The following is a 12,135-nucleotide window of genomic DNA, read 5'->3' on the forward strand; positions in this document are numbered from 1 at the left end:
ACCTGCGGATACCGGAAAACGCAGCCGGAGGATTCTGCAAGGGACAGAGCCCTCTGGCGCCATGTGAATAGGGAAGGATGGTATGTTATGGGTAAAGTGATAGCACTTGGCAGGGAATTTGGCAGTAACGGAAGGAAGATCGCTCAGGATCTGGCGGAACATTTGGGTATCAAGTATTATGACAAGGATTTGATCACACTTGCGGCCAAGAAAAAGAACCTTCCGGAGGAGAAGTTAGAGGAAGTGGATGAGAAGCGGGAGAGTCCCTGGAGATACTCTTTTGATGAGAATATGGCCATGGAGCGTCAGTTTCACTATGAACCTCTCAATGATGTGCTGTTCAATGCGCAGTCGGAGATCATTGAGGAGGCTGCAAAGAGGGAAGACTGTGTGATCGTAGGACGGTGCGCAAATTACATTCTCAGGGATAAACCGGACTGCAGAAGTGTCTTTATCTACGCGCCTATGGAGGAAAGGATCAAAACTATCCGGGCGCGGACCGTATGGGATGAAAAAGGGGCAGAGCAGCTCATAAAAAAAGTGGATAAACAGAGAAAATACTATTACAACAACTATACAGACGAGAAATGGGGCAGCATGAAGGGATACGACCTGTGTCTGGACAGCAGCCGTTTTACCAGGGAACAGATCCTGGAAATCCTGGTTGCCCTGTACAATACCATCTGATACGGCTGTAACATTCAGGTATAAAATTGCATCTTCTGGAAAAAATAACATGGAAAATAAATTCCAGGAGGCAATTGTATGTCTGTAGATTTTAGAGAAAGCGTAACAAAAGAGAACCTGATGCGCGCCTTTGCAGGCGAGAGTCAGGCCAGAAACCGCTACACCTTTGCAGCAGCCCAGGCGAAAAAAGAACATCTGCATGTTGTGGAAGCTGTGTTCAACTATACGGCTGACCAGGAGCGCCAGCATGCCTACATTTTTTACCAGCATTTAAAGGAGATGGCAGGGGAGACCATTCAGATCGACGGCGGTTACCCGGTAGATATCTCTCCGGATATGGATAAACTTCTCCGTATGGCACAGCACAATGAATATGAAGAGCATGATGATGTGTATAAGAACTTCGGGGATAAGGCGAAAGAGGAAGGGTTTACACAGATCGCGAATTCTTTTCATATGATCGCTGATATTGAAAAATTCCATGGAGACCGTTTCGGAAAATTCGCACAGTTTCTGGAGGACAAGAATCTCTTTGTATCAGATGTGGAGACCGGATGGATCTGCTTAAAATGCGGTTATATCCACTGGGGCAAGGAAGCGCCTAAGAAATGTCCGGTATGTTCCCATGACCAGGGATATTTTATCCGGCTGGAGCTTTCACCGTTTGCACATTAAGAACAGTATGCAGTATTATGAACCAGACCCTTTGGGAGAAATCCTGAAGGGTTTCTTTCATGTACTGCAGACAGCAGACAACATTCTTCCGGTATGGAAGGATGCAGCAGAATGTTTTTCAGACAATAGGAAAGAGTCATTCGAAGTTTACATTCCGAATGACTCTTTTAATCTGATGTGTCCATGGGACTTTACCTTCCTTTTTTTATTATGGGTTAAATCGTTATGTTCTTGGTGGTCCGTACCTTCCTTTCTTTAAAATTATGAATGGTAATTTACGTTTTCGGTGGTATCAGTCCTTTCTGTTTTTTATTTTGTTCTCTCTTTGTTTATGGCTTTATTATAACAGTCATGTTTTCATTTGTCAAGAAGTAAAATGAAAATTTATCAATAAAAATTCATGTAACTGTAAAGAGAATGAAAATTATATTATTATCTGAAAATTACAAAGGATTCATACAACGGGAACCTCAGATAAATCCTGCAGGCCCGGTGGAAAAACAGAAAAAACCGTGGTATACTGTGCATATCGTGCTTTGGGGGCCATGCGCAAGTGTATGCGTATTCTGTGGAACGGCCATTATCCGGTCATGGCAGCCCCGGAGTGAATCACAGGAGAGGATGAGACAGAGATGGATGCAGAGTTTCATATTCGCAGAGCAGAAGAAAAAGATATAGATGAAGTCATGTCCCTGTATGAGCATGCCAGAAAGTACATGGCAGAGAACGGCAATCCCGGACAGTGGGTAAACGGCTACCCGGCGCGGGAAGACATAGAAAAGGATTTAAACCGCAGCGCCTTATATCTCTGTGAGTCATCGGACGGAACAGAGGGTGTTTTTATGTTCGAGACAGGAGAAGAACCCAATTACCGGAGGATAGAGAATGGCTGCTGGCTGAATGAAAAGCCCTATGGATTCCTGCACCGGATAGCCTCTGCAGGGAGAAAGAAGGGCGTGGCTTCTTTTTGTGTACAGTGGTGTCTGGCCCGGTGCGGCAACATGCGGGGAGATACCCACAGGGATAATAAACCTATGCAGCGGGTATTTGAAAAGAATGGTTTCAAACGCTGCGGAACTGTATACATGGAAGATGGAACACCGAGGATCGCATATCAGAAGGAGTTATGATCATGAAAAATGCTGTGCTTACGACGGAGCGTCTTGTGCTCAGGGAAATGTGCAGGGAAGACCAGGCAGCTCTGAACAAAATGCTGCAGGACCCGGAAGTGATGTATGCCTATGCCCATGCTTTTTCCGATGAGGAGGCAGAGGAGTGGCTGGAAAGGCAGCTTGCACGTTACAGGCAGTATGGTTTTGGCCTGTGGGCAGTTATATCGAAAGAGACAGGAGAATTGATCGGCCAGTGCGGCCTTACCATGCAGGAATGCGGGGAAGAACAGGTGCTGGAGGTTGGATATCTGTTCTGTAAAGAATTCTGGCACCACGGCTACGCTGCGGAAGCTGCCAGGGCCTGCAGGGATTACGCGTTTGAGACATTAAAGGCTGATAAAGTCTATTCTATTATCCGGGATAACAATACGCCGTCCCGGAATGTGGCCAGAAGAAACGGCATGACGATAACAGGTTCCTTTGTGAAGCATTACTATGGGCTCGACATGCCCCATGACCTGTTTTGCATTACAAGAGAAGAATACGAGGCAATGGAGAAATAAGAGATGAAAAATGTATTATGCTATGGAGATTCCAATACCCACGGATATGACGGCGTGACCGGGGGCCGTTTTCCCTGGGGCGTGCGCTGGACCAGTCTGGTGCAGGAGGCCCTGAAGGAGGAACAGGTTCGAATCATCGAGGAAGGACAGAATGGAAGGACGACCGTCTGGGATGATCCCATTGAAGGGATGAAAAGCGGGCTGAAATACCTGATTCCCTGTCTGGAAAGCCACAGCCCTCTGGATGTGGTGGTGCTGATGCTGGGGACAAATGATATAAAACAGCGGTTTTCCCTGTCTGCGTCCGATGTGGCAGCAGGAGCGGAGACTTTGGTGAAGACCATAAAGATGTATTTCCGGGAGAACCGGGAGCCGGTGCCGGAGATTCTGCTGGTATCTCCTCTTAAGATCCGGGAGGAGATCGTGGACCACAAATTCTCCCCCATGTTCGGCGGAGAGCGGGCAGTGAAGATCTCCGGAGAGCTGGCCGGATATTACAGGGAGACAGCGAAGCGGCAGGGCTGCGCCTTTTTGGATGCGGCGTCTGTGACTATGCCCGGTGCGGAGGATTCTGTCCATCTGGACCCTGAGGGACACAGAGTTTTTGCGGAGGCTGTGACAGAAAAATTAAGGGAGATTTTAAGGGAAAGGAAGGAAATAAATTGAATCGTTTAGGGAGAAATGATGTCTGCTGGTGCGGCAGCGGGAAAAAATATAAAAAATGCCACGGACCTTTTGATGATAAGCTGATTCATCTGCAGTCCCAGGGGCGAATCGTCCCCAAGCGGGAGATCATTAAAACACCGGAGCAGATCGCCGGGATCAGGAAGAGCGCTGAGATCAATGTTGCCATTCTGGATTATGTTGCAGAGCATATCAAAGAGGGAATATCTACAGCCGAAATTGACCGCTGGGTATATGACATCACCGCAAAGGCAGGGGCAGTGCCGGCCCCTCTCGGCTATGAAGGATTTCCAAAGAGCGTCTGCACCTCCATTGACAATCAGGTGTGTCATGGCATTCCCTCAGAAGAGATCATTCTTAAGGAGGGGGATATCATCAATGTGGATGTGTCCACGATTTTGAACGGCTATTACTCTGACTCCTCCAGAATGTTCTGTATCGGTGACGTGGGGGAGGAGAAGGAGCGCCTTGTGCGTGTCACAAAAGAGTGTGTGGAAAAGGGACTGGAGCAGGTAAGGCCCTGGGGTTTTCTGGGGGATATGAGCCAGGCAGTCCATGAGCATGCAGAGAAAAACGGTTACAGCGTAGTGAAGGAGATCGGAGGGCACGGTATTGGCCTGGATTTCCATGAGGACCCATGGGTTGGGTATATCGGCAGGGCCGATACAGGCATGGTGATGGCGCCGGGACTTATGTTTACCATAGAACCCATGGTTAATATGGGCGCCAGTGATATCTTTATTGATGACGAAGACGGCTGGACTGTTTATACAGAGGACGGACTGCCCTCCGCCCAGTGGGAGATCATGGTGCTTGTGACAGAGAACGGACCGGAGGTCCTGGCATGGTAAAGACCTCCGGGAAAAGTGTAAAGATTTATCATCTTACGGAGAACGGACTGGACATCCAGGTCACAAAAAAAGCCATCCGCAATATGTATCTGCGCGTGGGCGCGGACGGGAGCGTTCGTGTATCCGCACCGCTTCGGATGCCGGAACATGATATCAGACGTTTCATCCGGGAGAGAAGTGACTGGATCGAAGCAAAACGGCAGGGAAAAAGAAAGAGTCCGCAGCCCTGGGAATTATATGAAGGCCCGGAGCGGGAGGAAAAGAAGCGGGAGTGCAGAACACGTCTGGAGGAAATACTGCCTCAGGTCATACGGGAGTGTGAAGAGAGAGTGGGTGTCCACGCCGAGGAGTGGCGCCTGCGGGATATGAAAACCAGGTGGGGGACCTGCAATGTGGAGAAAAGGAGGATCTGGCTCAATGTCTGGCTGGGGGAATATCCCAGGGAATGTCTGGAATATGTGGTCACCCATGAGCTGGTCCACCTTTTAGAGCGGGGACACAACCGGATTTTTTATGGATATATGGATGCGTTCTGCCCCCGGTGGAAAAGTGTGAAAACCCGCTTAAACAGCGGGGTGCAACCGTAAGTTTACATGGATTTCCTCAAAAGCAACAGGAAATTGGTAGTGTTTACATGAACGCAATTCTATAATGATTCCAAAATCAAGATTAAGAAATGGAGGAAATCATTATGAGTTTTGGAGAGAATCTGCAGTATTACAGGAAGAGGGAGGAGATCACGCAGGAACAGCTTGCAGAGAAGATGGAGGTGTCCAGACAGACAATTTCCAAATGGGAAGCAGGTACTTCTTATCCTGAGATGGAAAAAATCCTGCAGCTCTGTGATCTGTTTTCCTGCAGTATGGATACCCTTATGCGGGGAGACGCACAGGCGGAGCGTGTAGAAGATTCCTCAAAATATGAAGAGCACATGAACAGCTTTGGAAAAGCAGTTACTTTATGTGTGGGATTACTGATAATAGGAGGTGCCTTCACCACTCTTTTTGAGGGGATGGAAGGTTTTATGAAAAATCTGCAGGATATTGTGATGCTGCCCTTTGTGATCGTAGCTGTACTGACGGTGGTGGTTGCAGGAATCCGGCACAGCGATTTTACAAAAAAGCATCCTTACATCCAGCCCTTCTACACGGAGGAGGAGACAGACCGGTTTAACCGCGTCTTTTCAGTGAGGATCGCAGCAGGTATCGGGATCATTCTGATGAGTATTGTGGCAGATGAACTGCAGAAGTTTCTGCCTGCGCCTTTTGGGGTGGAGGCATCCGCATTTTACAGCTTTGTGATGCTTCTCATGGTCAGTGTGGGTGTTATGCTTCTGGTCCATACAGGCCTTGCAAAAAGCAAATATAATATAGAGGAGTACAATAAAGAGCATGATCCGCTGTACCGTGAGCGTCTGACACCGGAGCAGCTGCGTATGCTGGATGAGGAAAGCCATATGCCGCTGGCTGCCAAATGGTCGGCCTGTATCATGATCGTGACAACGGCAGTTTATCTGCTCTGGAGTTTTTTACAGAATGCCTGGCAGGTGAGCTGGGTCCTATTCCCGGTAGGCGGCCTGTTCTGCGGAATCGCTTATATTGTGCTGGGACAGAAAAAATAGAGAAAATGGAGGAAGACACACATGAGTCTTGCAATTGCGACACTGAAGAAGGGGGAGGGACGTTCCCTGAAAGCGGGAGGTCCGTGGGTATATGACAATGAGATCGCCAGTATCCTGGGAAGCTTTGAGAATGGGGATATGGTGATCGTTCACGATTTTGACGGCTATCCCCTGGGCAGAGGATTTATCAATACCAACTCCAAAATCAGAATCCGTATGATGACAAGGAAGTCAGAGCAGGAAATAGATGAGGAATTTCTGAGGAAACGGGTGAGGGATGCCTGGGAATACAGGAAAAAAACAGTGGATACAAGCAGCTGCCGTGTGATCTTCGGTGAGGCGGATTTTCTGCCGGGACTTGTTGTGGATAAATTCTCTGATGTGCTGGTGGTACAGTCACTGGCACTTGGGATTGACAGGCTGAAGGGGAAGATACTGGAACTTCTGAAGGAGGAGATGGCCCGGGACGGTGTGGTGATCCGCGGTGTTTACGAGCGGAGTGACGCCAAGGTGCGAAGACAGGAAGGGATGGAACTGGTAAAAGGATTTATCGGGGAACCCTTTGATACAAAGGTGGAGATCTGCGAGAACGGCGTGAAGTATCTGGTGGATGTGGAAGACGGACAGAAGACCGGATTTTTCCTGGACCAGAAGTACAACAGACTGGCCATCCAGAGATTATGCAGGGATGCAGAGGTGCTGGATTGTTTCACGCATACAGGGTCCTTTGCACTGAATGCAGGGATTGCAGGGGCAAAGAGCGTGCTGGGCGTGGATGCATCAGAACTGGCTGTTGAGCAGGCAAGGGAAAATGCTGCGCTGAACGGGCTGTCAGAGACTGTAACATTTATGTGTGAGGATGTGTTTGAGCTGCTTCCCAGGCTGGAGGAGCAGGGGAAGAAGTTCGATGTGGTAATACTGGACCCGCCGGCGTTTACCAAATCGCGGAATTCTGTAAAGAACGCTGTGAAGGGGTATCGGGAGATCAATCTGCGGGCTATGAAGCTTGTGAAGGACGGGGGATTTTTGGCTACCTGTTCCTGTTCGCATTTTATGTCCTATGAGATGTTTACACAGACCATCGGGCAGGCGGCAAGAAATGTGCACAAAAGACTGCGGCAGGTGGAGTACCGGACACAGGCAGCGGATCATCCGATTCTTTGGGCCGCGGAGGAGTCTTATTATTTGAAATTCTATATTTTTCAGGTGTGTGAGGGATAAAAAGAAACGGACAGCAGACTATGCAGAGGGCCAGTCAGATATGGCTGGCCTGTTGGTACCGGCGCGGAGGGGCGCAGCGTGTATTAGTGGGGATTTGCTTTTGCGGTAAAGCTGTCATTTTTGATCTTTTGCTCAAAATCCGCTATGGATTCTGCTCTGGCTGCATATATAAGCCAGGTATTTAAAATGGCTGTATTTTTCTGTTCCATAATTACTTTTCGTAATTGTTCAGATACGCTGCCCAGGGAAAGCAGCAGTTCCAAAACGGCATCAGCTTTTCCTTCTGTCCTTTTTGCCTCCATCTCGTCTTTCATCAATTCTTCCAGTGCTTCACACATTGTTTTCACCTCCTTGAATTTTTCCTGATTGGCACGGACAATTAAATTCATTACCGATTTATACAGGATATTTCCTTTATGCTTTCCGTATTGCTCAAGTAAATGCTTTACGGTTTCGATTTCTTCCAGTTCATCAGTCAGGCTTTTCAGCCACAGGTTCTGGGTTTCTGACAGTTCTTTTGTCAAGATGAGCTGCATGGGTATTTTATCGCCCCTTTTCCTTTTTGATGATCAATACATCAATTTCCTTTGGCTTGGTTCCAAGCTGATGTTCATTCTCAAAAAGCAGAGTATTCGCTTCAGTCTCCAGTTCAATTTGTATCCCGGCATAAAAGGCCGGATGCCACTGCAGTACATGTGGTCTCTGTTCTTCCATGTAAAACCTCCTTTTTATTTAATTGTCACTTGCAGGAGGTTTTACACTCTTCCGAAAACCCCTGCTGATAAAGGTGATAAAAGCACGAATTTTCCGAAGGGACAGGCCGGATGGCAGTGGCCTGCTGTTATGAAATGTTCTAAGATATTCTGAATCCTGGGATGGATCCAAAATTAGATATATTTTTAGAAAATATGCTTTTTTCTATTTTAACACACTATCTGTCCTGCCGCAATAAAATTATAGTCCTATAAATCATTCTGTCCGGGGAGAGTTTATTCCCCGGGCTGATCATGGGAAGGAGCGGCTGCAGGATACGGATAACATGGGAGTGAAAGGTTTTTGATAAAAATTGTCAAAAAGCGTTGACAAGGGGAGAATTCCGTGATAATGTTTAAATTGCTTATATGACTGACGGAAGTGGAATGAACCACAGGGAGTATAAGTGTTGGAAGCCGACCGTCTGGGCAAGTATGTTCAGAGTGTGGGCTTTTTTTGTTGTTATGAAAAGTTGTCGGTTGGTCGGCAGCAGTTTATTATGGTCAAAATGAGAAGGAGAAGGAATTCATGAAAATGTTATCACTTGAAAATGAATTGAGAGAAAATGCGTACCCGGGCAGGGGAATTGTTATTGGTAAGTCTGAGGATGGAACAAAGGCAGTTACTGCATATTTTATCATGGGCAGAAGTGAGAACAGCAGAAACCGTGTGTTCGTTGAAGAGGGAGAGGGTATCCGCACCCAGGCATTTGACCCGTCTAAGCTGACTGATCCCAGCCTGATTATATATGCACCGGTACGTGTGATCGGAAATAAGACGATCGTCACCAACGGTGACCAGACAGACACTGTCTATGAAGGTATGGAAAAGGGAATCTCCTTTGAGCAGTCCCTGAGAACTCGTGAATTTGAGCCGGACGGCCCTAATTATACACCGAGAATCTCCGGTATCATGCAGGTGGAGAACGGCACATACCACTATGCCATGTCTATTTTAAAGAGCAATAACGGCAATCCTGAGAGCTGCTGCCGTTATACATTTACCTATGAAAACCCGGTTAACGGAGAGGGACATTTCATTCATACTTATATGCATGACGGCAATCCGCTGCCGAGTTTTGAGGGAGAACCGAAGCTGGTGGGAGTTCCCAATGATATCGATGCATTCACAAAAGATGTGTGGGAGAGCCTGAATGAGGACAATAAAGTATCTCTGTTTGTACGTTATATAGATATCGCAACCGGTGAGTATGAAACCAGGATCGTGAATAAAAATAAATAATAGAAAAGCATAAAGGAGAATCGGAATATGAAAGAATTAGCGTTAAAGTACGGATGTAATCCGAACCAGAAACCTTCCAGAATCTATGTGGCTGACGGCAGCGAGCTTCCTATCGAAGTTTTAAGCGGCAAGCCGGGATATATTAATTTCCTGGATGCTTTTAATGGCTGGCAGTTGGTGAAAGAGCTGAAAAAAGCCACAGGGCTTCCGGCAGCAACTTCCTTTAAACATGTGTCTCCGGCAGGCGCGGCAGTGGGACTTCCTATGACAGATGTGCTGAAAAAAATCTACTGGGTAGACGATATGGGCGAGTTATCACCGCTGGCATGTGCCTATGCGAGAGCAAGGGGCGCTGACAGAATGTCCTCCTTCGGAGATTTTATCTCCCTGTCTGATGTGTGTGATAAAGACACAGCAATGCTGATCAAGAGAGAGGTTTCCGACGGTGTTATCGCTCCCGGATATACCGATGAGGCACTGGAAATCCTGAAACAGAAAAAGAACGGCAACTACAATGTGATCAAGATCGACCCGGATTACCAGCCGGCTCCGCTGGAGCATAAAGAGGTATTCGGCATCACATTTGAGCAGGGAAGACAGGAGCTTTCCATTGATGATGAGCTGCTTTCCAATGTTGTGACAGAGAATAAAGAGATTCCTGCAAATGCGCTGATGGACCTGAAGATTTCTCTGATCACACTGAAATATACACAGTCAAATTCCGTCTGTTTCGTAAAAGACGGACAGGCGATCGGTATCGGCGCAGGCCAGCAGTCACGTGTACACTGTACCCGTCTGGCAGGCCAGAAGGCTGATAACTGGTGGCTGAGACAGTGCCCGAAGGTACTGGATCTGCCGTTTATCGACGGTATCCGCCGTGCTGACAGAGACAATGCCATTGATGTTTACATCGGTGAGGAATATATGGATGTTCTGGCTGACGGAGCATGGGAAAAGATCTTCAAAGAGAAACCGGAAGTGTTTACACGTGAGGAAAAACGCGCATGGCTGGACAAGCTGACAGATGTCACATTAGGTTCTGATGCCTTCTTCCCGTTCTCAGACAATATCGAGCGCGCTTACAAGAGCGGCGTAAAATACATCGCAGAGCCGGGCGGCTCCGTACGCGATGACGCAGTCATTGAGTGCTGCAATAAGTACAATATGGCGATGGCATTTACAGGCATTCGTCTGTTCCATCACTAATTGATTTCGCCTCCGCTTTGGGGCAGAGATAAGACCGGAATTTCCGGTTTTATCCCTGCCTCTTTTTTTATTATGGAAGAAATCGGAATAAAAAAATTCAAAGAAATTTGAAGGAAAAAGACATGAATTTCACTTGTGATATATACGTTTCTGACTTATAATGAAGTCACATAATGTACATTCATAAGAGGAGGAAAACAAGAGATGGAAGGCATGATGAAAGTAGCAATAATGACGGATATCCAGAAGATGGATTTTGAAGAAAGACCCATCCCCCAGCCAAAGGACGACGAGGTTTTGGTAAAGCTGGATTATGTGGGAATCTGCGGTTCTGACCTGCACTATTATGAGACAGGGGCAATCGGGGATTACGTGGTAAAACCGCCTTTCGTACTGGGCCATGAGCCGGGCGGAGTTGTAGTGGAAGTCGGTAAGGATGTTAAGCATCTGCAGGTTGGTGACCGTGTGGCACTGGAGCCGGGAAAAACCTGCGGACAGTGTGAATTCTGCAAGGAAGGCAAGTATAATCTCTGCCCGGACGTGGTATTCTTTGCAACTCCGCCGGTTGACGGTGTGTTCCAGGAATACGTTGCCCATGAGGCAAATCTCTGCTTCAAGCTGCCGGACAATGTCAGCACTCTGGAGGGCGCTCTGATCGAGCCTCTGGCAGTCGGATTCCATGCTGCGATCCAGGGAGATGCTCATCTGGGACAGAAGGCTGTTGTCATGGGCGCAGGCTGTATCGGTCTGGTCTCCATGATGGCTTTAAAGGCCAGAGGTGTCAGCGAAGTTTATGTTGTGGACGTGATGGATAAACGTCTGGAAAAAGCCATGGAGCTGGGTGCCACAGGCGTCATCAACGGTGCAAAAGAGGATGTTGTGGCTAAGGTCAAAGAGCTGACCGGCGGCAGAGGAACCGATGTGGTGATCGAGACTGCAGGCGCGGAAGTGACCTCCAGACAGGCGATCCTTATGGCAAGAAAAGGCTCTACCATTGTGTTCGTGGGATACAGCAGGACAGGGGAAGTGACCCTGCCTATGAGCATTGCCCTTGATAAGGAGCTGACCTTTAAGACCGTATTCCGCTATCGTCATATCTATCCTATGGCAATCCAGGCAGTTGCGGACGGCAAGATCAATCTGAAAGGTATTGTGACAGATGAATTCCCGCTGGATGAAGCGGACAAGGCTATGGAGTTCTCTATGAACAACAAGGCGGATATTGTGAAAGCAGTTATTAAGATTCATGAATAATTAATTAGATAGAAGAGGAGAGCCTCACTGGCAGCGAAATGCCGGTGAGGCTTTTTTTGTGCCGGGAAATCAGGGAGGCGGGACAGAAAAAAGAGGGATTTTATCAGTAAATTGAAAGAAATCATATGAAACTCATGAAACAAAAGTAAAACAAATGAAACAATATTGACATTTTACATGGCTGTTTCTATAATAAGTCTCATAAAGTTGGTTGAAAAGCACAAGGGAAGGGTAGAAAATACTGGAAAATATTGTAAAGTGCACAA

14 protein-coding genes and 1 riboswitch are annotated in these 12,135 nt (G+C 47.4%); of the genes, 12 read left to right on the forward strand and 2 right to left on the reverse strand.

Going from position 1 to position 12,135, the window contains the following annotated elements:
• Positions 1–87 precede the first annotated feature (87 nt).
• From V8Q34_RS13020 to V8Q34_RS13060, 9 genes are all read left to right on the forward strand, one after another.
• Complete coding sequence (locus V8Q34_RS13020) at positions 88–687, forward strand: cytidylate kinase-like family protein (protein WP_033144023.1); 600 nt, start codon at positions 88–90, stop codon at positions 685–687.
• A gap of 78 nt (positions 688–765) precedes the next feature.
• Entirely contained in the window at positions 766–1,362 is a 597-nt protein-coding gene (gene rbr / locus V8Q34_RS13025) for a rubrerythrin (protein WP_033144017.1), read from the forward strand.
• 632 nt (positions 1,363–1,994) lie between these two features.
• Positions 1,995–2,492, forward strand: a complete 498-nt coding sequence (locus V8Q34_RS13030) for a GNAT family N-acetyltransferase (RefSeq protein ID WP_052099753.1) — start codon at positions 1,995–1,997, stop codon at positions 2,490–2,492.
• 2 nt (positions 2,493–2,494) lie between these two features.
• Positions 2,495–3,037: a GNAT family N-acetyltransferase gene (locus V8Q34_RS13035; protein ID WP_335835620.1), complete on the forward strand. Its 543-nt coding sequence runs from the start codon at positions 2,495–2,497 to the stop codon at positions 3,035–3,037.
• A 3-nt stretch (positions 3,038–3,040) separates the two neighbouring features.
• Positions 3,041–3,703, forward strand: coding sequence for an SGNH/GDSL hydrolase family protein (locus V8Q34_RS13040; RefSeq protein ID WP_103732474.1), 663 nt, complete (start codon positions 3,041–3,043; stop codon positions 3,701–3,703).
• Positions 3,700–4,572, forward strand: coding sequence for a methionyl aminopeptidase (locus V8Q34_RS13045; RefSeq protein WP_148392085.1), 873 nt, complete (start codon positions 3,700–3,702; stop codon positions 4,570–4,572). Before V8Q34_RS13040 ends, V8Q34_RS13045 begins: the two co-directional genes overlap by 4 nt.
• Positions 4,566–5,159 (forward strand): M48 family metallopeptidase, encoded by a 594-nt coding sequence (locus V8Q34_RS13050; RefSeq protein WP_103732476.1) that lies wholly within the window; start codon positions 4,566–4,568, stop codon positions 5,157–5,159. The genes V8Q34_RS13045 and V8Q34_RS13050 overlap by 7 nt, the downstream gene beginning before the upstream one ends.
• 104 nt (positions 5,160–5,263) lie before the next feature.
• The gene (locus tag V8Q34_RS13055; RefSeq protein WP_052099605.1) at positions 5,264–6,193 is read left to right on the forward strand and encodes a helix-turn-helix transcriptional regulator; all 930 of its coding nucleotides are present in this window, start codon (positions 5,264–5,266) and stop codon (positions 6,191–6,193) included.
• A 21-nt stretch (positions 6,194–6,214) separates the two neighbouring features.
• Complete coding sequence (locus tag V8Q34_RS13060; protein ID WP_335835621.1) at positions 6,215–7,414, forward strand: class I SAM-dependent rRNA methyltransferase; 1,200 nt, start codon at positions 6,215–6,217, stop codon at positions 7,412–7,414.
• Between the two features lie 83 nt (positions 7,415–7,497).
• On the opposite strand, the gene V8Q34_RS13065 is transcribed toward V8Q34_RS13060, so the two are convergent.
• Positions 7,498–7,950 carry a hypothetical protein gene (locus V8Q34_RS13065; RefSeq protein WP_054353518.1) on the reverse strand — a complete coding sequence of 151 codons (453 nt, stop codon included), beginning with the start codon at positions 7,948–7,950 and terminating at the stop codon, positions 7,498–7,500.
• Between the two features lie 7 nt (positions 7,951–7,957).
• Entirely contained in the window at positions 7,958–8,128 is a 171-nt protein-coding gene (locus V8Q34_RS13070; protein WP_225305361.1) for a hypothetical protein, read from the reverse strand.
• A 397-nt stretch (positions 8,129–8,525) separates the two neighbouring features.
• Positions 8,526–8,604: riboswitch (ZMP/ZTP riboswitch) on the forward strand.
• A gap of 91 nt (positions 8,605–8,695) precedes the next feature.
• On the opposite strand from V8Q34_RS13070, the gene V8Q34_RS13075 reads away from it, so the two are divergent.
• From V8Q34_RS13075 to V8Q34_RS13085, 3 genes are all read left to right on the forward strand, one after another.
• Positions 8,696–9,409, forward strand: a complete 714-nt coding sequence (locus tag V8Q34_RS13075) for an IMP cyclohydrolase (RefSeq protein ID WP_054353517.1) — start codon at positions 8,696–8,698, stop codon at positions 9,407–9,409.
• Positions 9,410–9,436: 27 nt separating this feature from the next.
• Entirely contained in the window at positions 9,437–10,615 is a 1,179-nt protein-coding gene (locus V8Q34_RS13080) for a phosphoribosylaminoimidazolecarboxamide formyltransferase (RefSeq protein ID WP_103732478.1), read from the forward strand.
• Positions 10,616–10,819: 204 nt separating this feature from the next.
• A complete protein-coding gene (locus tag V8Q34_RS13085) occupies positions 10,820–11,869 on the forward strand; it encodes an NAD(P)-dependent alcohol dehydrogenase (protein ID WP_033142529.1) in 1,050 nt (349 codons plus the stop codon).
• Positions 11,870–12,135: the final 266 nt, after the last annotated feature.

It is taken from the genome of Blautia sp. JLR.GB0024 (assembly GCF_037000545.1).
Taxonomy (GTDB): domain Bacteria; phylum Bacillota; class Clostridia; order Lachnospirales; family Lachnospiraceae; genus Blautia; species Blautia celeris.

Coding starts and splice junctions, on each gene's coding strand:
- V8Q34_RS13085 (WP_033142529.1), top strand. CDS start 10,820: ATGGAAGGCATGATGAAAGTAGCAATAATGACGGATATCCAGAAGATG.
- V8Q34_RS13020 (WP_033144023.1), top strand. CDS start 88: ATGGGTAAAGTGATAGCACTTGGCAGGGAATTTGGCAGTAACGGAAGG.
- V8Q34_RS13030 (WP_052099753.1), top strand. CDS start 1,995: ATGGATGCAGAGTTTCATATTCGCAGAGCAGAAGAAAAAGATATAGAT.
- V8Q34_RS13040 (WP_103732474.1), top strand. CDS start 3,041: ATGAAAAATGTATTATGCTATGGAGATTCCAATACCCACGGATATGAC.
- V8Q34_RS13050 (WP_103732476.1), top strand. CDS start 4,566: ATGGTAAAGACCTCCGGGAAAAGTGTAAAGATTTATCATCTTACGGAG.
- V8Q34_RS13075 (WP_054353517.1), top strand. CDS start 8,696: ATGAAAATGTTATCACTTGAAAATGAATTGAGAGAAAATGCGTACCCG.
- V8Q34_RS13065 (WP_054353518.1), bottom strand. CDS start 7,950: ATGCAGCTCATCTTGACAAAAGAACTGTCAGAAACCCAGAACCTGTGG.
- V8Q34_RS13060 (WP_335835621.1), top strand. CDS start 6,215: ATGAGTCTTGCAATTGCGACACTGAAGAAGGGGGAGGGACGTTCCCTG.
- V8Q34_RS13055 (WP_052099605.1), top strand. CDS start 5,264: ATGAGTTTTGGAGAGAATCTGCAGTATTACAGGAAGAGGGAGGAGATC.
- V8Q34_RS13080 (WP_103732478.1), top strand. CDS start 9,437: ATGAAAGAATTAGCGTTAAAGTACGGATGTAATCCGAACCAGAAACCT.
- V8Q34_RS13070 (WP_225305361.1), bottom strand. CDS start 8,128: ATGGAAGAACAGAGACCACATGTACTGCAGTGGCATCCGGCCTTTTAT.
- V8Q34_RS13035 (WP_335835620.1), top strand. CDS start 2,495: ATGAAAAATGCTGTGCTTACGACGGAGCGTCTTGTGCTCAGGGAAATG.
- rbr (WP_033144017.1), top strand. CDS start 766: ATGTCTGTAGATTTTAGAGAAAGCGTAACAAAAGAGAACCTGATGCGC.